Here is a 23,723-nt window from a genome sequence, read left to right as displayed (position 1 = left end):
CCGGACATGATCAAGCAAAGCACCCTGAATCCCGACAACGCCGCCTTCCGCGAAACCGTCCCGGCAGGCGAGTACTTCCTGAAGGTGGTAAAGGCCGGTGAGACCGTGCGCATCCTCGACCTGGAAGGCAACCAGGCCGCCGATACCCTGTTCTACAACGCCCATAACCCCACCGAACGCTACAGCGCCACAGACACCATCCGCGCCCAGGGCAACGTCTACCTCACCGCCGGTTCGAAACTGATGTCGTCGGAAAACAACGAGATGCTGGAGATCACCGCCGACACCTGTGGCCGCCACGACACCCTCGGTGGCGCCTGTGCGGCGGAGAGCAACACCACCCGTTATGCCCTGGAGAAAAAGTGCATGCACGCCTGCCGCGACAGCTGGCTGGTAGCCGTCACCGAGCACGAGGAACTGGGCATGGGCAAGCGGGACATCACCCACAACATCAACTTCTTCATGAACGTACCGGTGACCGCCGACGGCGGCCTGACCTTTGCCGACGGCATCTCCGACGCCGGCAAGTACGTGGAGCTGGAAGCAAAGATGGACGTGCTGGTGATGATTTCCAACTGCCCGCAGCTGAACAACCCCTGCAACGGCTGGAACCCCACACCCATCGAGGTGCTGGTATGGAACTGAAGAACGGCCTCGACAAGGTCCTGATTGCCAACCGGGGTGCCATTGCCTGTCGGGTCATCCGCACCCTGCAGGCCATGGGCATCACCTCGGTCGCCGTGTATGCGGAGGCAGACGCCGATTCACTGCATGTACGCCAGGCGGACGAGGCCTGGCCACTGGGCGAGGGCTCAGCGGCGGCTACCTACCTGGATCAGGACCGCCTGTTTGAGATTGTGAAAGCCAGCGGCGTCCGGGCCATCCACCCCGGTTACGGCTTCCTCAGCGAGAACGCGGACTTTGCCCGTCGCTGCGACGACGAAGGCGTGGTGTTCCTGGGCCCCACCCCGGAGCAGATGGAGCAGTTTGGCCTCAAGCACACTGCCCGGGACCTGGCAACCAAGGCCGGTGTACCCCTGCTGCCCGGTACCGACCTGCTGGAAAGCCTGGACGATGCACTGGCGGAGGCCAAGCGCATCGGCTACCCGGTAATGCTAAAGAGTACCGCCGGCGGTGGCGGCATCGGCATGTCCCTCAATCATGGTCCGGAAGACCTGAAGCACAGCTTCGCCTCGGTCCAGCGCCTGAGCCGGAACAACTTCAGCAACAGCGGCGTGTTCCTGGAAAAGTTTGTCGAGCGCGCCCGCCATATCGAGGTACAGCTGTTCGGCGACGGCCAGGGCACGGTGGTGGCCCTGGGGGAACGGGATTGTTCCGCCCAGCGCCGCAACCAGAAGGTGATTGAGGAAGCACCGGCACCGGGCCTGTCCGATGACGTCCGCCAGCGCATGCACGCCACTGCCCGGGCACTGGGCGAGAGCATCGCCTACCGCAGTGCCGGCACCGTGGAGTTCATCTACGACCCGGACACCGCGGAGTTTTACTTCCTGGAAGTGAACACCCGCTTACAGGTGGAGCACGGCGTGACCGAGGAAGTCTACGGCGTGGACATTGTGCGCTGGATGGTGGAACTGGGCGCCGGCACGCTCGCCAACCTCAGCGAACAGTCCGCCAGCCTGAAACCGAACGGCCACGCCATCCAGGCGCGGATCTACGCGGAAGACCCCAACAAGGACTTCCAGCCCGCTGCCGGCCTGCTCACCAACGTGGCCTGGCCACAGGAGGATGGCCTGCGTATTGACAGCTGGATCCAGCCCGGGACGGAAGTCTCGCCCCTGTTCGATCCCATGCTGGCCAAGGTGATCGTGCACGAGGCGGACCGGGAATCCGCCCGGCTCCGTCTGATGCAGGCACTGGACGACAGCCAGCTCTATGGCATCCAGACCAACCGGGACTATGTGAGCCAGGTACTGGCCGATGACCAGTTTGTTGAAGGCCGCCTGACCACCCGCTCCCTGAACGAGTTCGACTACCGCCCTGCCACCGTGGATGTCATCACCGGAGGTACCCTCACCACCGTGCAGGATTATCCGGGCCGAATCGGCTACTGGGAAGTGGGCGTGCCCCCCTCCGGCCCCTTCGACAGCTACTCCTTCCGCCTGGGCAACCGCCTGCTGGGGAACGACGAAGGTGCGGCAGGGCTGGAGATCACCCTCAAGGGGCCGACCCTGCGCTTCAATCACACCACGCAGGTAGTGCTCACCGGCACCGACCTTCAGGCCACCCTGGATGACGCCCCCATGGCCCTCTGGGAAGTGGTGGATGTGCCAGCCGGTGCCACCCTGACACTGGGCGCCACCACCGGCGAAGGGGCCCGGGCCTACCTGCTGTTTCGGGGCGGGCTGGACTGCCCGGCCTACCTGGAGTCCCGTAGCACTTTTACCCTGGGCCAGTTCGGCGGCCACGGCGGTCGTGCCCTGCGGGCCGGTGACGTGCTGCAATTGACCGATGCCGAACCGGTCAGCGGTACCCGCCTGGAGGGCAGCCTGAAACCGGCCATCGGCAAGACCTGGAACCTCCATGTCACCTATGGCCCCCATGGCGCCCCGGACTATTTCACCCGGGCCGATATCGACACCTTTTTCGCCAGCGAGTGGGAGATCCACTACAACTCCAGCCGCACCGGCGTGCGCCTGATCGGCCCCAAGCCGGAGTGGGCCCGCAGCGACGGCGGCGAGGCCGGCATGCACCCCTCCAATATCCACGACAACGCCTACGCCGTCGGCACCGTGGACTTTACCGGAGACATGCCGGTGATCCTGGGGCCCGACGGTCCCAGCCTGGGGGGCTTCGTGTGCCCGGTAACCGTGATCAGCGCGGACCTGTGGAAGCTCGGTCAGCTCAAGGCCGGGGACAAGGTGCAGTTCGTGCCGGTCAGCCAGGACCAGGCGGTCGCCCTGCGTGAAGCCCTGGACGAGACCGTAGCCACGCTCACTTCAGCCACCGCCCATATCGCACCGATCAAGCCGGAAAGCCCGATCCTCCATGCCCTGGGCACGAATGAACACGAAACCGGCGTGGTCTACCGGGCCGCGGGCGATAACTACGTGCTGGTGGAATACGGCCCCATGGAGCTGGACATCCGCCTGCGCTTTCGCGCCCACGCCCTGATGCAGTGGCTGCGGGACAAGGCCCATCCGGCGATTCTGGAACTGACCCCCGGTATCCGCTCACTGCAGGTGCATTACGACAGCCAGCGCCTCAGTCAACAGGACCTTCTGGCCCTGCTGACCGGTGCCGAGCAGGCACTGGAGAAACAGCCGGAGTGGGACGTGCCCGCGCGCATCGTGCACCTGCCCCTGTCCTGGAACGACGAGGCCTGTCATCAGGCCATTGCCAAGTACATGCAGTCGGTGCGCAAGGACGCCCCCTGGTGTCCCAGCAACCTGGAATTCATCCGCCGCATCAATGGCCTGGACAGCATCGACGAGGTCAAGAAAACGGTGTTCGAGGCCAGCTATCTGGTCATGGGGCTGGGGGATGTGTACCTGGGCGCACCGGTGGCGACGCCACTGGACCCGCGCCATCGGCTGGTAACCACCAAGTACAACCCGGCCCGCACCTGGACCGCGGAAAACTCCGTGGGCATCGGCGGCGCCTACCTGTGCGTCTACGGCATGGAAGGCCCCGGCGGCTACCAGTTCGTCGGCCGCACCCTGCAGATGTGGAACCGCTACCGCACCACGGACTACTTCGAGCCGGGCAAGCCCTGGCTGCTGCGGTTCTTCGATCAGGTGCGTTTCTACGAAGTCAGCGCCGACGAACTCAAGCAGATCCGCCGGGACTTCCCCAATGGCGATTACCCCATCCGCATCGAGGAAACCCGCTTCAACCTGAAGGACTACGAGGCCTTCCTGGCGGACCACGATAAAGACATCCGCGATTTTACCGCCCACCGCCAGCAGGCCTTCGACGAGGAGCTGCAGCGCTGGATCGAGTCCGGCCAGATCAATTTCAGCTCGGAAGCACCCCTGGAGGAGACCGGCGAGGATGACATCACCAACCTGCCCGCCGGTCAGCATGCGGTGGAAAGCCATGTTGCCGGCAATCTGTGGGAATGCCTGGTAAAGCCGGGCGACACCATCGAGGCCCAGCGCCCGGTGGCGGTGGTGGAATCCATGAAGATGGAGATCGAACTGCTCAGCCCGGTCAGCGGGCGAGTGGTGGAGGTCCGCCGCGAGGCGGGCCAGGCAGTCTCGCCGGGCACACCGGTGGTGATTGTGGAAGAGATCAGCAACTGAAACCTGACAGACGTTCAATAACGGGCAAAGCCCGGGGAGCACACCATGAAAACACGTGAACTGAGCAAACGCATGGGCGCCGTATTCGGTGCCGGCCTGCTGGCCGCCAGCCTGTCCTTCGGCGCCACCGCCCAGGAGCGGGATTCCTTCTCCCTGGCCTGGACCATCTACGTGGGCTGGATGCCGTGGCAGTACGCCGAAGACAGCGGCATCATGAAGAAATGGGCCGACAAGTACGATATCGAGGTGGATATCGTGCAGGTCAACGACTACATCGAGTCCATCAACCAGTACACCGCCGGCCAGTTTGATGGGGTGGTGGCCACCAGCATGGACGCCCTTTCCATTCCCGCCGCCTCCGGCATTGATACCACGGCCCTGATCGTCGGCGACTATTCCGACGGCAACGACGGCGTGGTGGCCAAGGACGCCGAGTCCATCGAAGACCTGGAAGGCACCACCGTGCACCTGGTGGAGCTGTCGGTGTCCCACTACCTTCTGGTGCGGGCGCTGGACAGCGTCGGTCTGGAAGAACGGGACCTCAACGTGGTCAACATCTCGGACGCCGATCTGGTATCCGCCTTCCAAACTGACGATGTGCGCACGGTGGTCACCTGGAACCCGCTGCTGGGCGAAGTGAAGGACTACCCCGGCGCCACGGAACTGTTCAACTCCAGCCAGGTGCCCGGCCATATCAAGGACCTGGCTCTGGTCAGGACCGAGGTACTGGAAGCCAACCCGGAGTTGGGCAAGGCACTGGTCGGCGCCTGGTATGAGGTGATGGGCATCCTGCAGTCCGACACCGAGGAAGGTCGCGAAGCCCGGGCCGCCCTGGGACAGGCCTCAGGCACCGATCGTGAAGGCTACGAGGCCCAACTGGCCGCCACCCGCATGTTCTGGGAACCTGCAAGCGCGGTCGAGTTCATCAACAGCGACCAGGCCCGCGAAGCCATGGACAGCGTACGCCAGTTCTCCTTCGACAAGGGTCTGCTGGGCCAGGGTGCCATGAGCCCGGACTTCGTCGGTATCGAATTCCCGGATGGCTCGATCATGGGCAACGAGGGCAATGTCACGTTCCGCTTCAACGATACCTACATGCAGATGGCGGCAGACGGCGAGCTGTAACGCCGGCGACCGCCCGCTGGTACTGGATGGGAGAGCTTCATGCGTCTGATCAATCGTCATCCCGGTGGTGCCGTTGCCTTGCTGCTGGGACTGGCACCGTTCCTGGTGCTTATTCTGATTTATGGCGCGGCTTCCCAGCAGCGCCTGGCAGAAAACCCCAACGACAAGCTGTTGCCGGGGCTGGAACAGATGACCAGCGCCGTCAACCGCATGGCGTTCCAGGAAGACCGGCGCAGCGGTGACTACCTGATGTGGCAGGACACCAAGGCCAGTCTGCAGCGACTGGGGATTGGTATGGGCATTGCCGCCTCACTGGCGCTGGTGGTGGGCTTGCTCAATGGCATCCTGCCGCTGGCGCGGGCCGGGCTGGCGCCGCTGGTATCAACCCTGTCGATGATACCGCCACTGGCGATACTGCCCATCCTGTTCATCGTGTTTGGCCTGGGCGAGCTATCGAAGGTGATGCTGATCGTCATCGGCACCGCCCCCATCATGATGCGGGACGTGGCCCAGCGGGTGCGGGAGTTGCCTCAGGAGCAGCTGATCAAGATCCAGACCCTGGGTGCCAATACCTGGCAGGTGATCACCCGCATGGCCCTGCCCCAGGTGCTGCCACGGCTGATCGATGCGGTACGCCTGAGCCTGGGGCCCGCCTGGCTCTTCCTGATTGCCGCTGAAGCCATTGCCTCGGAAGAGGGCCTGGGCTACCGCATCTTCCTGGTGCGGCGCTACCTGGCCATGGACGTCATCATTCCCTACGTCATCTGGATTACCCTGCTCGCCATTGTCATCGACCAGCTGCTGCGACTGACTAACCGCCGCCTGTTCCCCTGGTACAACGCCGGAGGCCACTGATGAGCTTTATCACCGTCAACCGACTGTGGAAGGAGTACGGCTCCACCATCGTGCTGGAAAACCTCAACCTGGAAGTGGAACAGGGGGAGTTCTGCACCCTGGTGGGCGCCTCCGGCTGCGGCAAGTCCACCTTCCTGAAGATGCTGCTGGGGCAGGAGGGCCCAACCCGGGGGGAACTGGCCCTGGAAGGCGAGGAATTCCCCGGCGAGCCGGACCGTAACCGGGGCATCGTGTTCCAGCGGTATTCTGTATTCCCCCACCTGACCGTGCGCCAGAACGTGCTGATGGGCCTGGAACTGGAACAGAAGCCGTTTCTCGGCAAGCTGTTCGGTCAAGCCCGTCGGCAAGCCCTGGAAAAAGTCGACGCCATGATCGAGTCGGTAGGCCTCGCCCACGCCACCGACAAGTGGCCCCACGAACTCTCCGGCGGCATGCAGCAGCGCCTCGCCATTGCCCAGTCGTTCATCATGCGGCCCCGGGTACTGCTGCTGGACGAGCCCTTCGGCGCCCTGGATCCGGGCATCCGCGGCGACATGCACGAGCTGATCCTCAAGCTCTGGCGCGAAACCGGCACCACCATTTTCATGGTCACCCATGACCTGCAGGAAGGTTTCTACCTGGGTACCCGCCTGCTGGTGTTCGACAAGGTCCGCAACGACCCACAGCAGCCGGAAGCCTACGGCGCCACCATTACCTATGACCTGCCCATCGGCGAGACCAACGGGCAGCTCTACGACTCCATTGAATCGTCCGTGTCGAAAACGGCACGCAATCTGTCAGCGTGAGGCAACCGTGAAAACCACCACCATCAATCTCGATATCCCGTCGCTGCACCAGGCTTACCAAAGTGGTGAACTCACCCCGGCCATGGTCACCTCACATCTGCTGGAGCGTGCCCGGGACTTCCGGGACCACAATATCTGGATCCACCTGGCGACCGAAGAGGAACTGACTCCTTTCCTGGAGCGATTACAGAACAAAAGTCCTGACGAAATGCCCCTGTATGGCGTGCCCTTCGCGGTCAAGGACAATATCGACATCGCCGGTATGCCCACCACCGCTGCCTGCGAAGCCTTCCGCTATCAGCCGGAACAGCATGCTACCGTGGTGGAGGCCCTGGTGGAGGCGGGTGCCATCCCCATCGGCAAGACCAACCTGGACCAGTTTGCCACCGGGCTGGTGGGTACCCGCTCGCCGGAGCCCTGGGGCGCCTGCCGCAACAGCTTTGATCCGGATTATATCTCCGGCGGTTCTTCCTCCGGTTCCGCCGTTGCTACGGCCCTGGGACTGGTGAGTTTTGCACTGGGCACCGATACCGCGGGCTCCGGGCGGGTGCCGGCGGCGTTCAATAACCTGATCGGGCTCAAACCAACCCTCGGGCGGCTGAGTGTTCGCGGAGTAGTACCTGCGTGCCAGAGCCTTGATTGTGTCTCCATTTTTGCCCGGTCTGCGGATCAGGCGCAGACCGTTCTTGAGGCGGCCTCGAAAGCCGATCCCGACGACCCTTGGCAGCGCCCGGCACCCATAGGACGCAAGCCTCTGCCAGAAAAGTTCCGGTGTGGCGTACCCATGGCCAACCAACTGGATTTTGACGGTGACGAGGGAGCCAAAGCCCTGTTTGCCGAGTCCGTACGGCAACTGGAATCCCTTGGGGGCGAAGCGGTGACACTGGACTTCCAGCCGTTCCTCGACGCTGCGAAGCTGCTGTACGAAGGGCCCTGGGTGGCGGAACGCTACCTGGCCACCAGCCCGCTGATCCAGGACCAGCCCGACGCCCTGCTGGAGGTTACCCGGGGCATTATCAGCCAGGGCGCCAAAGGCAGTGCCGTCGATGCCTTCAGCGCCCGCTACCGGCTGCAGGCCCTCAAGAAACAGGCGGACCAGATCTGGGATCAGGTGGACGTCATGCTTACACCGACGACACCCACCATCTACACCATCGAACAGCTGGAACAGGAGCCCGTGGCCCGCAACAGCCGCCTGGGCACCTACACCAACTTCATGAACCTGCTGGACTACAGCGCTGTGGCGGTGCCCTCGGGCTTCCTCGACAATGGCCTGCCCCTGGGCGGCACCCTGTTCGCGCCCGCGTTCCAGGACGAGGCCCTGCTGGCCCTGGCCAGTCGCCTGCATCCGTTGGCCACGAGCACTGTCGGCGCCCTGGAAGATCCGCTTCACAGCCCGGCGATGGAGGGGTCGGAAGGCACCATCGATGTGCTGGTCTGTGGGGCTCACCTGTCCGGGTTGCCCCTGAACCACCAGCTCACCAGCCGCAACGCCGTTCTGGCGGAAACTACGGAAACCGCCGCCTGCTACCGCATGTATCTGCTCGCCGGCGGCCCGCCCCTGCGGCCCGGCTTGATCCGCGACGAGGATGGCGTCAGCCTGCCGGTGGAAATCTGGCGAGTACCGGCGGACCAGTTCGGCAGTTTCGTAGCCGGCATTCCGGCGCCTCTGGGCATCGGCAAGGTGGAGCTGGCGGACGGCCGCTGGGTGCCCGGCTTTATCTGCGAACCCATTGGCCTGGAAGGCGCGGAAGAGATCACCCACCTGGGCGGCTGGCGGGGCTTTCTCGCGTCCAGGTGACTACATATTGATCCAGCCAAACGTAAGCAGCGCGGTGATGATGTAACGCCCGCCCTTGGCAATGGTGACGATCATCACAAAGGTCCAGAAGCGCTCCCGCATGATCCCGGCGATGAGGGTCAGCGGGTCGCCGATAAACGGTGCCCAGCTCATCAGCAGACTCCACTTACCCCACCGGTGATAATGGACCTGGGCCTTTTCCAGGCTCTCCGCCTTGAACGGAAACCAGCGCTTGTAGCGGAAGGTTTCGATATACAGCCCCAGGTACCAGTTCACCACCGAGCCCAGCACATTGCCCACCGTGGCAACCACCAGCAGACCGACAATGGAATAGGCGTCCATCGCCAGCAAGCCGACCAGCAGGGCTTCCGACTGGAACGGAAAGAAGGTGGCAGCAGCAAACGCCGCGAAGAACAGGCTGAGATAAGCCATGGGATTACCGACACTCCGCCCGCAGGTGGGACAAGGATTGGTTCACCACCATAATCAGGACGGCCGGGAAACACCAGCAGGCGGGTGATCCGCTACTGACATTCCCCGGACAGATCCCGGACGGGGAATCCGGCCTATTCGGATGAGGCAATAAGGCTCGCATTACCCCCTGCAGCCGTGGTGTCGATACACAGGTGCCGCTCGATCACGAAACGCTGATCCAGGGTGTGCTCGTTGATCAGCGGCAGCAGGGCGCCGTCCCGGGTGGCCAGGGCCTGACGATACTGCTTGAGCAGCTCCGTTTCGGCGCAGCTCACGACCGCCTGGAAGCCATCCACCGAGGCCAGTGCCTCCGGATCCAGCAAGCCATCGCGACCCACCACCGGCAGACCCGCATCAGCGGCCTTTTTCAGGGTTTCCTCTACCCCCGGCGCAATCACCACGACCCGGTTCCCCTGGGACAGCGCCGTGGCCGCCTGCTCCAGGGCGGTTTCCCGGTCCGGGCCCAGGCACAGTACCAGACCACGGGGGTGGTTGGTCAGCCGGTTCAGTTCCCCGGTGGGACCCGGCAGTTCCTCGGCTTCGTCATCCAGGGGATGCGGAGCCTCACCCAGGATCGGCACCAGGTGTGCCATTCGGTCGCCGGGGGCGGGTACCTTGACTTTATCCAGGGCCCCGATCAGCGTCTTGAGGGCCTTGGCATCCACTTTGGTTGCGTCCGCATCTGCCGGGCGCTGCTTGACGTCAGCCTGCAGGAACCGGCGCACATATTGCGGGCCACCGGCCTTGGGACCGGTGCCGGACAGGCCCTCGCCCCCAAAGGGCTGCGAGCCGACGATGGCGCCGATCTGATTGCGGTTGACGTAGGTGTTACCAACATGGATGCGGTCGGCAATCCGGTCCACCCGGTGGTCGACCCGGCTGTGGATACCGAACGTCAGGCCGTAACCCTTGGCGTTGACGTTATCCACTACCTTGTCGATGTCCTTGGCCTCGAAGGTGGCCACGTGGAGCACGGGGCCAAAGACCTCCTCTTCCATTTCCTCGATGCCACTGACCTTGAGCACCGTCGGCGCTACAAACAGGCCGCCATCAGGCAACGATACCTTCTTCAACAACCGGCCCTGCTGCTCGAATTTGTCGCAGTGGTCCTGGATATTCTTGCGGGCATCTTCGTCGATCACCGGCCCCACATCGGTGGACAGCTGCCAGGGGTCGCCGATGCCCAGCTCATCCATGGCACCGAAGAGCATTTCCAGCAGGTGATCGGCAATGTCCTTCTGTACATAGAGCATGCGCAGGGCGGAACAGCGCTGGCCGGCGCTCTGGAAGGACGACGCCAGCACATCCCGCACCACCTGTTCCGGCAGGGCGGTGGAGTCCACAATCATGGCATTGAGGCCGCCGGTTTCCGCCACCAGCGCCGCGTCCGGAGCCATGTTATCGGTCATCGCCTGATTGATACGCTGGGCCGTGGCCGTGGAGCCGGTAAAGCAGACACCGGAAACCCGTGAGTCAGACGTCAGCCCCGCGCCCACGGTAGCACCGGTGCCCGGCAGCAGCTGGATCGCCGCTTTGGGGATACCCGCCTCATGCATCAGTTCCACCGCACGACAGGCGAGCAACGATGTCTGTTCCGCCGGCTTGGCCACCACGGTATTGCCAGCCGCCAGGTTGGCCAGGATCTGCCCGGTGAAGATGGCCAGCGGGAAGTTCCAGGGCGAGATACAGCACATTACGCCCCGGGCATCGCCACTGCCCTCATAACGTTCCGCCTCATTGGCATAGAACTGGGAGAAGTCCACCGCCTCGCGGATCTCGGCAACAGCATCCGGCAACGACTTGCCCGCCTCCCGGGTGGTGAGGGCAAACAGCTCGTGGGCATGTTCCTCATACAGGTCGCCGACCCGGCGTACGCAGGCCGCCCGTTCCGCAACCGGCATTGCGGACCAGTGGCTGAATTCTGCCTCGGCGGCGCTGATGGCTGCATTAATGTCGTCCTCGGAAGCCTGGGTCACATAGCCCACCAGGTCCTCCGGGTTGGCGGGGTTGCGAACCACCTCCACCTCAGTGCCGATCACATCCGCCACAATCAGTGGACCGCCCTTCCAGCGGTGTTCCCGGTATTGCCCGCGGCCTTGCTCGATCTCGTCGATGGTCACCGGATCGGTGAGATCCCAGCCCTTGGAGTTGCGGCGCTGGTCGCCGAACAGGTTGGCCGGCTTGACGATGACCTGGCTGGACACTTTATGACCCAGGGATTCCACCGTCTCGATGGGATCCCGGGCAATTTCCTCCGGAGTGATACTGGTGTCGACAATCTGGTTAACGAAGGAACTGTTGGCGCCATTCTCCAGCAGCCGACGCACCAGGTAGGCCAGCAGGTCGCTGTGCTTACCCACCGGGGCATAGATACGGCAGGGCACGCCGCTGTCTTCCATCACCTGGTTATGCAGTGACTCCCCCATGCCGTGCAGGCGCTGGAACTCGTAGTTCTCCAGCCCGGCCGTACGGGTCATTTCCAGCACCGCGGACACGGAATGGGCGTTGTGGGTGGCGAACTGCGGGTAGATACGGTCCGCCATGTTGACCAGCTTGCGAGCACAGGAGAGAAAGGCCACATCACTGCAGGCCTTGCGGGTGAACACCGGGAAGTCGCTCAGGCCCATCACCTGGGCCCGCTTGATCTCGGCATCCCAGTAGGCGCCTTTCACCAGCCGCACCATGATGCGGCGGTCGAGCTTTCCCGCCAGGGCATAGAGCCAGTCCAGGGTTTTTGCGGAGCGTTTGCCGAAGGCCTGCACCACCACGCCGAAACCTTCCCACTCCGCCAGCTGCGGGTCGGAGAGGATGGCTTCGATCACGTCCATGGACAGGTCCAGCCGGTCCTGCTCCTCGGCATCGATATTGAAGCCCATATTGGCGGCAGCCGCCTTTTTCGCCAGCTTCAGGGCCCGGGGCATCAGCTCCTTCATCACCCGGTCACGCTGGCCGTATTCGTAACGGGCCAGCAGGGCGGACAGCTTGACGGAAATACCCGGGTTCTTGCGCACGTCGCCATCGCAGGACTTGGCCAGGTGGTCGATGGCGTGTTCGTAGGCCTCGTAATAGCGCAGGGCATCGGCATCGGTTCTGGCCGCCTCGCCCAACATGTCATAGGAATAGGTGTAGCCACGGGCCACGTAGTCCTTGCCTTCCTGCTGGGCTTCCTCGATATCGCGCCCCAGTACGAACTGGCGCCCCATCTCCTTCATGGCCTGGCCGGCAACGGTACGAACCACCGGCTCGCCCATGCGCTTCACCATTTTGCGCAGGGTGTCGCCCACACTCTGACGCTCGGAATCCTTCAGCAGGTTGCTGGTCATCAGCAACGCCACGGTGGTGGAATTGATAAAGGATGACGACGCCTTGCCCACATGGGCGCTCCAGTTGCCGGAGGTGATCTTGTCCTCGATCAGAGCGTGGATGGTCATATTATCCGGCACCCGCAACAGGGCTTCCGCCAGGCACATCAGCGCCACGCCCTCCTTGGTGGTCAGACCGTACTCCGCCAGGAATTTTTCCATAATGGTAGAGCGGGCATTGGAGCGGACGTCCCGCACCAGGTCGGCGGCCCGGGCGGAAATCGCGCTGCGCTCCTCCGAGGACAGGCCGGCATCCGCGATCAGCTCCAGGATCGTCTCGTACTCGTCCGCAAGATAGTAATCGCGGACGGCCTGGCGGATTTCGGTCAATGTCTGTGTTTCTGACTGCTGCGGTTTCATAACGGTAACCTCGTCGTCAACTGTCTCTGACAGGCATTCTACCGGGACACATACAGACGGTTTTCCTGTATAGCCTGACATTTGTAGATGAACGTCCCTTTCTAACGATGAAAACATCCTTTATGTCCTGCAAAATATGATAAAAACAGGACATATAATCTGATCAGGGTAACCAGGCATGACCAACATGCCCCTAACACGTACACATGGGCAGCCTGTTTCCCTTTCAGTCTAGAACCCTATTTCGGGTTACGCAGAAATTGCGTAACCGGTTTCAAATCCCGGCGGGAGAACCTGATGGCCGAACCAGATCGAATTGACCATTCCATCATGCGCGAGTTGCAGAAGAATGCCCGCATCACCGTGACCGAGCTGGCCTCCCGGGTGGGCCTGTCAAAGACCCCGTGCCAGGTTCGCATGCGTCGGTTGGAGGAACAGGGTTACATCACCGGCTACACCGCCCTGCTGAACCAGACCCGGCTGGGCCTGAACCACATTGCCTTCGCCCAGCTCACCCTGGACGACACCAGCAGCAAGGCCCTGGCCGCCTTCAACGAATCGGTCCAGCAAATTGCCGCTGTCGAGCAGTGCCATATGATTGCGGGCAACTTCGACTACCTGCTGAAGGTGCGCACCCGCAACATGGCCGAATACCGGCAGGTGCTGGGCGAACAGATCTCGGCACTGCCCCATGTGCTGCAGACCAGTACCTTTGTGGTGATGGAGAATGTGCGGGATGTGGGTAGATAGGCTCGGGGCCGGCCCGGTGGAACAAAGCTCAAGTAGACAAGCGTGGGGCGCCCGGTGTGCGACCATCAGGCCAGAACGGACTTGGCCGCCTGTGTTATTTCGTCGGCGTTGACCATGACCTGCTAGAAATCAAAGAGCTCTCCCAGCAGACCACCCTTCTTCTTTTTGTGGTAGCCATGACTACCGGATTGCCTGGGCGGCTCACGGTAGTCCCCTCTGGCCTGGGGCTGGGATTGCGGTTGTTGCGGGACCGAACTCCGCTCAATGATCTTGTCCAGTTCTCCACGGTCCAGCCAAACACCCCGGCATTTCGGGCAATAGTCGATTTCTATGCCCTGGCGATCAGCCATTACCAGATTTTCGTCAGTACATATTGGACACTTCATTGCTTCTCCTCGCATCTGAAAGCTCAGCCGCACCGGTCTTTGGCAACGGCTTGAGTGACTTTACCGGGCTGGCCTTCTGGCCAGCCACGGCTTCGGGCACCTGCAGTGGACAGCAATAACGCGATGGATATGAGGCGTCAACAGTCGGCCAGGTGATGTTTACTATACCTCTGGGTTAGTCAGAGAATTGCCGCCACAATCTGAATGCTCATTACGGCCATACACACCACACCGACCGCAAACGCCACCGTTCGCCATGGCTGAAGGGCGCAGAGGTAGAATACTGTGTGCAGGTAGCGGGCTGCCGTAAACACCAGGAAGAGCCAGGGAGCCAGACCCTGAGACGCGCCAACCAGAACGTAAGCAACCCCCAGCCCCAGAAAAATGGGAATATTCTCGAGATCATTCAACCAGGCTTTCGCCGCCCTCTGAACTTGAGGCAGTTCCTCTCTGGCGGGCTCACGACCCACGAAAGCGGCATCTTCCGGGGACTTAAAGGTCAGCTTCGTGATTCGATGAAAGCCCTGATAGGCCGAGGTGGCAAACATCTTCAAAAACAGCAGTACTGAAGCTACTGCGTACCAATAAACGGCCTCATCCATAACTCCTCCTTGATTCCTCACCAGGCTGTGGCAACAGGTCTGTTTCGACCAGGGGCTATTACCCGATATTTTTCTTTTTCAGTTCGCTGAAGGCAGGTTGCCTCCCAGCATGTTTTCTACCACTGCCGCATTATAGAAGGCTTCAACCGTCTGAATCCTGCCGTTCCGGACCCGAAACCAGACGGCAAGTCGCACATCCCCGATCGGTTCGAAGTTGGTCCGGTAATCCAGGATCGCGAACACGTGCTCGCCGTCGGCACTGAGCTGACGGAGGATAAGATCTTTCTGAATGGCCGCCATTCCGAACTGGTAGGAGAGCATGTCATCCCGATCAAGGAAACGCATATTCGGCCCCACAAACTCGAACCCCTCCTCAACCAGCAAGGCCTTTGCCTCATCAAAACGATGGGCATGGGTATCGGCGATGAACTGCGCCACCGTGTCTTTTGGCTGCATGAATAGACTCCATTTTTGAGATGGGGGCGATTTAAAAACCTGGGACCGCATAAATACCATAAAAAAAGGTGCGTACCCATTTCACAGTACAACTCTCTGCTTTTCCTTTCACCAGGCGACAGACTTTCAGGATGCGGGCTCTGTTGCAGACGGCGTTGCAAGTCGCATACAGTCAGTGCACCAGTCTGGAAGATCGCTCGTACTCTGACTCGCCCACCGGTTGTCTGCTGAATGGATAACCCCCGTGCAAGCAAAATTCCGTCATCTAAAAAGGTGCCCTTGTGTCCACCAGCGTCCAGATGAGCGATATTCACCTCGCCTACCCGACAGAGTCAGGTACCGTTGCGGTGCTCAACAACGCCTCACTCAAGGTTCCACCTGGTGAGACCCTGGCCATTACCGGCCCGTCTGGCAGCGGGAAAACCTCCCTGCTGCTATTACTCTCTGGCCTCCAGCGCCCGGACAAGGGCGAGATCCTGGTTGGCAGCCAGCGCCTTGGCGACATGGATGCCAATACCCTGGCCGACTGGCGCAGTGAACACCTTGGCATCATTTTCCAGTCATTCCATTTGCTGCCCGGTCTGACCGCGCTGGGTAACGTCAGCCTGCCACTTGAAATTGCCGGGCAGGCGAGCGCCCGCGAGCAGGCCTTTGCAATGCTGGACGCCGTGGGCCTGAGCCATCGGCTGCAGCATTACCCGGGACAGCTCTCCGGCGGCGAGCAGCAGCGTGTCGCCATTGCCAGGGCTCTTGTCCACCAGCCTAGCCTGCTGCTGGGCGATGAGCCGACCGGCAACCTGGACCAGGAAACCGGCGAAAAAGTACTGACACTGCTATTCGATCTCCACCAGGAAAGCAAGTCCACGCTGGTCCTGGTGACCCATGACGAGCGTGTTGCGGGGCGCTGCCAGCACCGGGTCAGGATGGAGGGCGGGCGCCTTTATGAAGTCTGACACCGCTGCCAGGTCGCTTTGGATGCTGCAATTCGCGGTCACCGACCTGCGATCGCGCATCTCCGCGCTCAAGGTCTTTCTCGCCTGCCTCATCCTTGGCGTCACCCTGGTGGCGGCTACGGCCAGCCTCTACCGGGTCATCGGGCAGAGCCTGCTGGCAGATACCCGCATGCTGCTTGGTGGCGACGTCGAGCTTGACGCCAGTGAGCCCCTGCCTGATGAGGTGCTTGAGTGGGTTGGTCGTACCGGTAGCATCTCGCTGGTGCGGGAGCTCGACACCATGGTCAGTGGCAGCAACGGCGAAGGCTTTTTCAGTGCCGAGATACTGATTCCGGACGCGGCCTACCCACTTTACGGCGAGCTGAAGCTGACGCCGGACCAATCACGTGCCGAGCTCAATGCCCGCAAGAACGGTCTCTGGGGCGCCATCATCGACCCCATGCTTGCGGAGCGTCTGGGCCAGTCCGTTGGCGACCAGATTCAGATCGGCGCAGCAACCTTTCGCATCAGCGGCCTTATTGAGGCCCAGCCGGATCGCCGCCTGAATGCCAACTGGCGCGGCCTGCCGATCATGATTTCCGAGCAGGCGCTGGATGCAACGGAACTGATCCGGCCGGGCAGCCGCGTCGACTTCGAGTACCGGGTGAAGACTGACCGTGATCTGGACGTCTGGCTGGAAGAATTCGAACAGGCTTTTCCCGATACCAACTGGGACACCACCACTTTCGCGGAGCGCAGCGAACGGATTGCCGAGCGGCTTGATCAGATTGCCACGGCGCTCATCCTGATCGCCTTCACCACGCTGTTCATTGGCGGCCTGGGTGTGGCCAACAGCATCCATGCCTATCTGGACGAAAAACTGGGCACCATTGCCACGCTGCAGACCCTGGGCCTGCGTCGTAAGCCCCTGGTGGGCATCTACCTTTTGCAGATCGGCATGTTGGGCAGCCTGGCTGGCCTCATCGGCGGTGGAGTCGGGCTGGGGCTCTCCGCCGTGGCGATAAGCGTGGCCGGCGATGCCTTTGCGATGTCCGGGGCTGGAAACTGGGTGGGGCTGTGGTTTATACCCTTGCTCCTGAGCTGGCTGTTTGCCGTGCTGACGGCCTATGTCTTCGCGCTACCGGCGCTGGCCCGGGCACTGGCTGCGTCACCGGCCGGGCTGTTCAGGGGCCAGGTGCAGGCCGCCAGCCATGAGCCTCGCAGCTGGCGGATAGCCAGCTACCTGCTATTGGCAGTTTATATCGGTGCCACCCTGTTCTGGTTGCCCTCACCGCAACTGGGATTCCTGTTCCTGCTGGCGGTTGTTGTGCTCTGGGGTTTGCTGGAAGGTCTGATCAAGGGGCTTCGCCGTGGTGCCAGAGCGGCGGAGAATGGCGGCTTTGCCGATCGTCACTTTGCCCGCAGGCTGGCGCTGGCCAATATCCACAGGCCGGACTCGCCGTTGCGGGCAACCCTGCTTTCCCTGGGCACAGCGCTGACCCTGGTGGTGGCTTGCACCCTGATCGTGGCCACCCTGCTGCGAGCGCTGGAAACGACCATACCGGCCGAATCACCTGCGCTGATTCTGTACGAGGTTTTCCCCGATCAGATGGAATCGCTCGAGTCCGGCCTTGAATCCCTTGATCCCGCCAGCAGGACAGAACTCTTGCCCCTGGTTCGTGCCCGCCTGGCAACCATCAACCAGGAACCGATCGCAGACGTTCTCGCCGACAATGCGCAAGCCAGGCGCGAGGCCATGGGTGATGAATACAAGCTCACGTATCTGTCCGGCAATCCGGAAGGTCTGGAACTGGTCGAAGGCAACTGGTGGACGTCACCAGCGCCAGCGGGCGAGCCAGCCTTCATGGCTATGGAGGATCGGGAGGCCTATCAGCTCGGCCTGGGTGTCGGCGACCAGATAGCGTTTACTGCTCAGAACCAGACCATTGCCGTCGAAATAAAGGCCATCTACCGGCAGAAAGGCCTTCAGACCCGGTTCTGGTTCGAAGGTGTTCTCCAGGTCGGCGCGCTGGACGGACTGATAGGGCGTTACGTAGGCGCGGTCTATCAAAGCGATGCCGCCGCAAAAGAATCGCAACAATGGCTGGCAAGAAACATCCCCAACGTGATCACGCTGCGCACCGCCGACTGGCTCGAGACAGCCGGTAATCTGCTCAACAAGGCGGCGGCCGGTCTTTCCGCAGTTGCTACCGTCAGCCTTTTGGCCAGCCTGCTGGTGCTGTCCAGCGTGGTGAGTGTCAGCCGCCGGCGACAACTGTATGAGGCCAATCTGCTGCACTGCCTCGGTGCCAGGCATCAGGCCATCCGGCTATCCATGCTGCTTGAAACGGGGTTGCTGACCTTACTCGCAACAATTTTCGCGACGGCACTCGGGTCGCTGATCGCTCTGCCATTGGCGGCCCTCGCACTGAAGCTGCCAGCAGGCGATCTGTGGTGGCTGGGCGCGCTGGTTGCGGGCACCGTCAGTTTACTCGCCCTGCTGGGTGGCCTGGTGCCAACACTGAGAGCAATGCGGCTTGATCCCGCCCTTCTACTGCGGGATGGTTGAGATGACAGAGACTTACCCGCTTTGCCCGGCGGATGTTCGGACGTTTGCGAACGCGTTCGCCTGATTCCGGTTCTCAGTCGTCCGTGCGCTGTAATGCCCGACCAAGATTGCAGAAGTAATCCAGGAACGCACTCTTGACCGCCTCCCGCTGTTCGCCCTGTGGATACAGTCCCATCCTGGCTTCTTCAGATTCCCGGGTGCCCTTCACCAGGAATTCGTTCTTGCAGTTTGCATCCTGCACAAACGCTTCGAAAGCCCGGGCGCAGAGTTCCTCGGGTCTGCTGAAATACTGCACACCCGCTGCCTTGTCAGCTTTGGCGGACTGGCGGAACAGTTCACTGGGAGCGGTATCAGCTTCATTCAGCAGGATGGTCTTGTAGCAGGCTTGCAGACGATCGTTCAGTGGGTGGCTGATGGCATTGTCGCGAGTCAGCCATAGGGTGGAGCCAAACTCGCCCTTGCGGGTGTCTTCAAACAGCTTGTCGGCGATGTAGTGGTCGAAAGCGTGGAACCATTCGTGGGCAATACTGCCCGGTCCGGCATTCTTGGCCAGGGCGAAGCTGCGGGTGGCCGGTGTGTAGTGGGCAGACACACCCGGCTGACCGCCGATGCCATATTGCAGGGCGAGGTTGCCGCGCAGGGAAATCAGGGTTTCCGTGCCCCCCAGGATGGTCATCAGGTCGCACAGGGCGTCGTAGAACAGGGTCGCGCTGCGCTGTTTTTCCGGTTCGGTCACCCAGCGGCCGATCTCGACGGTACGGAACTGGAACCGACGGCGCACATCCAGGAAGGTCACGGTGGCACCGCCGCGATGGTCCGGCCCGCTGCGGTAGAAGGATCTGGGCATGGGGTCTCACGCAGTGAATTCAGGGAGGTAGTGTTACCACAGATTCCCGTTCGCCAGAACCCTTAAACCACCGGGCCCTTGTTAACCACTTGGCCCCGTTGCGTCCGTTCACCACTCCAACTGCGTGCCGGTCTGGTACTCGATCACCCGCGTCTCAAAGAAGTTCTTTTCCTTGCGCATCGTCGCCTGCTCATCCAGCCAGGGGGAAACGTTTTTCGCTCCCGGAAAGGGCTCTTCCAGGCCTACGGTTCTGGCCCGGCGATTGGCCACGAAGCGGAACTGTTCGCTGTGGTATTCGGCCGAGTAGCCCAGGATGGGGTCCCGCAGGATGTAGTTGGCGTAGGCAGTTTCGGCGGCCTCGGATTCGTCCCACATTTCCCGCACGGCTTTGGGATCCAGGGTGATGTCTTCCTCTTCCAGAATCTGGTTGACCACTTTCAGGCCGAAGGAGAAATGCATGGCTTCGTCCCGCAAGATGTACTGAAGCTGTTCGCCGGTACCGCGCATCAGGCCCCGGCGCTGCAGGGCGAAGATGGGGCTGAAGCCGTTGTAGAACCAGGCACCTTCGAACACGGCAGCGAAGAACAGGTAGGACATGACGAATTCGTGCAGGTCGTCCCGGTTGCGCAGGTTCAGGTCGGAGCGCATGGCGGCGTCCAGGCGGCGGTTGGCCACCTGGATCTTGCCGTTGATTGCCGGCACCACGCGGTAGCGGTTGTAGATTTCGCTCTGGTCGAGGTTGAGGGTTTCGATGCAGTGCTGGTAGGCCCAGGTGTGCATGGCTTCCTCGTAGACCTGCCGGGCCTGGTAGATCTGCAGTTCCGGGGCGCTCATCTTTTCCATCACCGCCAGGCCGATGTTGCGCATGGCGAGGATGTCGGAGGTGGTGAGGTAGGCCAGCACGTTCTCGTAGACATGTTTTTCCGCCGGGTTGAGGCGGTGATGGTAGTCGTGGACGTCCTGGGCCATGTTGACGTCCAGTGGCGTCCAGTGGTTCTTGTTGGCGTTCATGAAGTACTCCCAGGCCCAGGGGTACTTGAATGGCGCCAACTGGTTGATGTCGGTTTCGCCATTGATGACGCGTTTATCGTCGACGTTAACCGGGGCGGGGCCTTCGGTCTGGGTGGTCGCTGATTTGGTGTTCGGTTCGTCGTCCCAATTGAGCATTTTTCTTTGCCTCTTTATATCGTGCCTGATAGTCCGTGCAGGAATCGGTCTGCGGTGCGCCTTTCCGAGAAACGCCCGTGAATACATCCATGTAGGGCTCGACTGCAGCCATCCCTGGCTGCAGACGTTCTCGGAAAGGCGCCCCCCAGCCCGTTTCTCCAAGCATTGGGTTATCGATGCCAGCTTTTCCGGATATGTCAGTGTTTACTGACACGCCTCGCAGTCAGGCTCGTCGATGGAACACACCTGCGGCTGTGGAGCAGCTACCGGGGCGGTTTTCTCGGCACCGGTAGCCCCCAGAGATCGCAGGTAGTAAGTGGTTTTCAGGCCCCGTTCCCAGGCCAGCTGGTACAGGTCGTCCAGCTTGCGGCCGTTGGGTTCGGCCATGTAGAGGTTGAGGCTCTGGGCCTGGTCGAGCCATTTCTGGCGTCGGGCGGCGGCTTCCACCAGCCATCTCGCATCGATTTCGAAGGCGGTGGCGTAGCGGGCCTTGAGTTCGGCCGGTATGCGGTCGATCTGCTGGACGCTGCCGTCGAAGTACTTGAGGTCGTTGACCATGACGTTGTCCCACAGACCTTCGGCCTTGAGGTCACGAACCAGGGACGGGTTGACCACGGTGAACTCGCCGGAGAGGTTCGATTTGACGAACAGGTTCTGGTACGCCGGTTCGATGGACTGGGACACGCCCACGATGTTGGAGATGGTGGCCGTCGGTGCGATGGCCATGACGTTGCTGTTGCGCATGCCGTTTTGTGCGATGAGTTCACGCACCGGGGTCCAGTCCAGTCGGGTGCGGGTGTCGACGCTGAAGTTGCCTTCGTTGCGGTGCTCCTTGAGCAGGTTCAGGGAGTCGATGGGCAGGATGCCCTGGTGCCACAGGGAGCCCTCGTAGCTCTCATATGCGCCCCGCTCGCCGGCCAGGGTGGCAGAGGCGCGGAGGGCGAAGTAGCTGAGTTGTTCCATGGCCACGTCGGCGAATTCCACGGCTTCCGGGCTGGCGTAGGGGGTGCCCAGTTTGTAGAGGGCATCCTGGAAACCCATCAGGCCGAGGCCTACCGGGCGGTGCCTTCCGTTGGAATTTCGGGCCTGGGGCACGGCGTAATAGTTGATGTCGATAACGTTGTCGAGCATGCGTACGGCGGTGGTGACGGTGCGTTCCAGCCTTTGTACATCCAGCTTGCCATCCTGCACATGGGCGGCCAGGTTGACGGAGCCCAGGTTGCACACGGCGATTTCGTCCTCTCGGGTGTTGAGGGTGATTTCGGTGCACAGGTTGGAGCTGTGGACCACGCCCCGATGCTTCTGGGGCGAGCGCAGGTTGCAGGGGTCCTTGAAGGTGATCCAGGGGTGGCCGGTTTCGAACAGTACAGTGAGCATCTTGCGCCACAGCTGCTTGGCGGAGACGGTCTTGTAGAGGGTGATTTCGCCCTGTGCCGCCAGCTCTTCGTAATGCTCGTAGCGTTCCCGGAAGGCGTTGCCGTACAGGTCGTGCAGGTCGATGACGTCGCTGGGGGAGAACAGGGTCCAGTCCCGGTCTTCCCGCATGCGTTCGATCAGCAGGTCCGGCACCCAGTTGGCAGTGTTCATGTCGTGGGTGCGGCGGCGTTCGTCGCCGGTGTTCTTGCGCAGTTCCAGGAACTCTTCGATATCCAGGTGCCAGCTTTCCAGATAAGCGCACACCGCGCCCTTGCGTTTGCCGCCCTGGTTAACCGCTACCGCAGTGTCGTTGACCACCTTCAGGAAGGGCACCACGCCCTGGCTCTGGCCGTTGGTGCCCTTGATGTGGGAACCCAGGGCCCGCACCGGGGTCCAGTCGTTGCCCAGGCCGCCGGCCCACTTGGATAGCATGGCGTTGTCGCGGATAGCACCGTAGATGCTCTCCAAGTCGTCCTGCACCGTGGTCAGGTAGCAGGAGGACAGCTGGGAGTGCCGGGTGCCGCTGTTGAACAGCGTCGGTGTGCTGGCCATGTAGTCGAAGCTGGAGAGCAGGTTGTAGAACTCGATAGCCCGTTCATTAGGGTCGTCCTCACGCAACGCCAGGCCCATGGCCACACGCATGAAGAACACCTGGGGCAGCTCCAGCCGGGCGTGATTCCAGTGCAGGAAATAACGGTCGTACAGGGTCTGCAGCCCGAGGAAACCGAACTGGAGGTCCTGCTCCGGTTTCAGGGCCTCGCCGAGGAGGTCCAGGTCAAAGGCGGCCAGGGCTTCGTCCAGCAATTCATAATGGATGCCTTCGTGGATAAACGCCTTGAGAGCCCGAGGGTAAACCTCGGCCAACGAAAGGTCAGTAGGCAGATTAAGAGCCCCAGCGGTTTCCAGCCGGATCTGTTCCAGCAAAAGGCGGGCGGTGACGGCGCTGTAGTCCGGCTCCTGCTCGATGCGGCCGCGGGCGGTCATGACCAGGGCAGAGAGTACACCGGTCTCCTCGATGCCGTCGTATAGGTTGCGCAGGGCGTCCTCCACCAGGGACTCGCCGTCGATGCCTTCAAGGCTATGGGCCGCCTGCTCCACCTGCAGTTTCATCAGGCCCAGGTCCAGGGGGGCCAGCTCGCCGTTGGCCTTTTTCACGGTCAGGTGGGGGTGGGCTTCCACCGGCTCGTCCTGTGCCCGCTGGCGGGCGTGTTCTTCCCGGTAGAGGACGTAGGCCCGGGCTACCTTCTGTTCACCGCCCCGCATCAGGGCCAGCTCCACCTGGTCCTGGATGTCCTCGATATGCACCTTGCCGCCGGCCTTCAGGCGACGGCTGATGGCCTGCAGGACCTGATCGGTGACCTGTTTCACGGCATGATTGATATGAGCAGAACCGGCGGCCTGATCGCCTTCCACAGCGAGGAAGGCCCTGGTGACGGCAACGCTTATCTTGGAAGGGTCAAAGCCGACCAGGGTGCCGTTTCGTTTGATGACCTGGAGGGATGCGGTGGTGGCCTGGGGTGCTTCGGCCAGGGCTGTGGACATGGGTGTTCTCCTTTACAACGCGTTGGGATTGC

The 23,723-nt window shown here is 61.9% G+C and carries 17 protein-coding genes; 9 read left to right on the top strand and 8 right to left on the bottom strand.

Annotation, left to right across the window (positions count from 1 at the left end; translation table 11 throughout):
* Nucleotides 1–6: 6 nt before the first annotated feature.
* The 6 genes from IE079_RS03030 to atzF are packed head-to-tail and all read left to right on the top strand — an operon-like array spanning nucleotide 7 to nucleotide 8,828.
* Nucleotides 7–645 (top strand): urea amidolyase associated protein UAAP2, encoded by a 639-nt coding sequence (locus tag IE079_RS03030; RefSeq protein ID WP_189572568.1) that lies wholly within the window; start codon nucleotides 7–9, stop codon nucleotides 643–645.
* Nucleotides 636–4,262, top strand: a complete 3,627-nt coding sequence (gene uca, locus IE079_RS03025) for an urea carboxylase (protein ID WP_189572565.1) — start codon at nucleotides 636–638, stop codon at nucleotides 4,260–4,262. Before IE079_RS03030 ends, uca begins: the two co-directional genes overlap by 10 nt.
* A gap of 45 nt (nucleotides 4,263–4,307) precedes the next feature.
* Entirely contained in the window at nucleotides 4,308–5,387 is a 1,080-nt protein-coding gene (locus tag IE079_RS03020; protein ID WP_189572562.1) for a putative urea ABC transporter substrate-binding protein, read from the top strand.
* 39 nt (nucleotides 5,388–5,426) lie between these two features.
* The gene (locus tag IE079_RS03015) at nucleotides 5,427–6,242 is read left to right on the top strand and encodes an ABC transporter permease (RefSeq protein ID WP_189572558.1); all 816 of its coding nucleotides are present in this window, start codon (nucleotides 5,427–5,429) and stop codon (nucleotides 6,240–6,242) included.
* A complete protein-coding gene (locus IE079_RS03010; protein ID WP_189572555.1) occupies nucleotides 6,242–7,027 on the top strand; it encodes an ABC transporter ATP-binding protein in 786 nt (261 codons plus the stop codon). The genes IE079_RS03015 and IE079_RS03010 overlap by 1 nt, the downstream gene beginning before the upstream one ends.
* A 7-nt stretch (nucleotides 7,028–7,034) precedes the next feature.
* Nucleotides 7,035–8,828, top strand: coding sequence for an allophanate hydrolase (gene atzF / locus IE079_RS03005; protein WP_227712271.1), 1,794 nt, complete (start codon nucleotides 7,035–7,037; stop codon nucleotides 8,826–8,828).
* On the opposite strand, the gene IE079_RS03000 is transcribed toward atzF, so the two are convergent.
* Nucleotides 8,829–9,260, bottom strand: coding sequence for a YqaA family protein (locus IE079_RS03000; RefSeq protein ID WP_189572550.1), 432 nt, complete (start codon nucleotides 9,258–9,260; stop codon nucleotides 8,829–8,831).
* Nucleotides 9,261–9,394: 134 nt separating this feature from the next.
* The gene (gene putA / locus IE079_RS02995; protein WP_189572547.1) at nucleotides 9,395–13,024 is read right to left on the bottom strand and encodes a bifunctional proline dehydrogenase/L-glutamate gamma-semialdehyde dehydrogenase PutA; all 3,630 of its coding nucleotides are present in this window, start codon (nucleotides 13,022–13,024) and stop codon (nucleotides 9,395–9,397) included.
* A gap of 297 nt (nucleotides 13,025–13,321) precedes the next feature.
* Here putA and IE079_RS02990 point away from each other — a divergent pair, with 297 nt between their 5' ends.
* Nucleotides 13,322–13,774 carry an Lrp/AsnC ligand binding domain-containing protein gene (locus tag IE079_RS02990; RefSeq protein WP_189572544.1) on the top strand — a complete coding sequence of 151 codons (453 nt, stop codon included), beginning with the start codon at nucleotides 13,322–13,324 and terminating at the stop codon, nucleotides 13,772–13,774.
* 122 nt (nucleotides 13,775–13,896) lie between these two features.
* Here IE079_RS02990 and IE079_RS02985 read toward each other — a convergent pair whose 3' ends face one another.
* The 3 genes from IE079_RS02985 to IE079_RS02975 all read right to left on the bottom strand — a co-directional run bounded on the left by IE079_RS02985 (nucleotide 13,897) and on the right by IE079_RS02975 (nucleotide 15,218).
* The gene (locus tag IE079_RS02985; protein WP_189572541.1) at nucleotides 13,897–14,160 is read right to left on the bottom strand and encodes a TFIIB-type zinc ribbon-containing protein; all 264 of its coding nucleotides are present in this window, start codon (nucleotides 14,158–14,160) and stop codon (nucleotides 13,897–13,899) included.
* 179 nt (nucleotides 14,161–14,339) lie between these two features.
* Nucleotides 14,340–14,762, bottom strand: coding sequence for an MAPEG family protein (locus IE079_RS02980; RefSeq protein ID WP_189572538.1), 423 nt, complete (start codon nucleotides 14,760–14,762; stop codon nucleotides 14,340–14,342).
* A gap of 78 nt (nucleotides 14,763–14,840) precedes the next feature.
* Nucleotides 14,841–15,218 (bottom strand): nuclear transport factor 2 family protein, encoded by a 378-nt coding sequence (locus IE079_RS02975; protein WP_189572535.1) that lies wholly within the window; start codon nucleotides 15,216–15,218, stop codon nucleotides 14,841–14,843.
* Between the two features lie 299 nt (nucleotides 15,219–15,517).
* On the opposite strand from IE079_RS02975, the gene IE079_RS02970 reads away from it, so the two are divergent.
* Both IE079_RS02970 and IE079_RS02965 read left to right on the top strand, forming a co-directional pair.
* Nucleotides 15,518–16,171: an ABC transporter ATP-binding protein gene (locus IE079_RS02970; RefSeq protein ID WP_189572978.1), complete on the top strand. Its 654-nt coding sequence runs from the start codon at nucleotides 15,518–15,520 to the stop codon at nucleotides 16,169–16,171.
* Nucleotides 16,161–18,719: an ABC transporter permease gene (locus IE079_RS02965; RefSeq protein ID WP_189572532.1), complete on the top strand. Its 2,559-nt coding sequence runs from the start codon at nucleotides 16,161–16,163 to the stop codon at nucleotides 18,717–18,719. Before IE079_RS02970 ends, IE079_RS02965 begins: the two co-directional genes overlap by 11 nt.
* 73 nt (nucleotides 18,720–18,792) lie before the next feature.
* Here IE079_RS02965 and IE079_RS02960 read toward each other — a convergent pair whose 3' ends face one another.
* The 3 genes from IE079_RS02960 to IE079_RS02950 form a co-directional block, all read right to left on the bottom strand.
* Nucleotides 18,793–19,566 (bottom strand): CLCA_X family protein, encoded by a 774-nt coding sequence (locus IE079_RS02960; RefSeq protein ID WP_189572529.1) that lies wholly within the window; start codon nucleotides 19,564–19,566, stop codon nucleotides 18,793–18,795.
* 108 nt (nucleotides 19,567–19,674) lie between these two features.
* Complete coding sequence (locus IE079_RS02955; RefSeq protein WP_265013623.1) at nucleotides 19,675–20,820, bottom strand: ribonucleotide-diphosphate reductase subunit beta; 1,146 nt, start codon at nucleotides 20,818–20,820, stop codon at nucleotides 19,675–19,677.
* Nucleotides 20,821–20,937: 117 nt separating this feature from the next.
* On the bottom strand, nucleotides 20,938–23,691 hold the full coding sequence (locus IE079_RS02950; protein ID WP_189572522.1) for a ribonucleoside-diphosphate reductase subunit alpha: 2,754 nt from the start codon (nucleotides 23,689–23,691) through the stop codon (nucleotides 20,938–20,940).
* Between the last annotated feature and the right edge of the window lie 32 nt (nucleotides 23,692–23,723).

The sequence above is a fragment of the Marinobacter zhanjiangensis genome, assembly GCF_014651935.1.
GTDB classification, from domain to species: domain Bacteria; phylum Pseudomonadota; class Gammaproteobacteria; order Pseudomonadales; family Oleiphilaceae; genus Marinobacter; species Marinobacter zhanjiangensis.
Note: the sequence above shows the minus strand (reverse complement) of the source record. Positions and strands in the feature narration are given on the sequence as shown.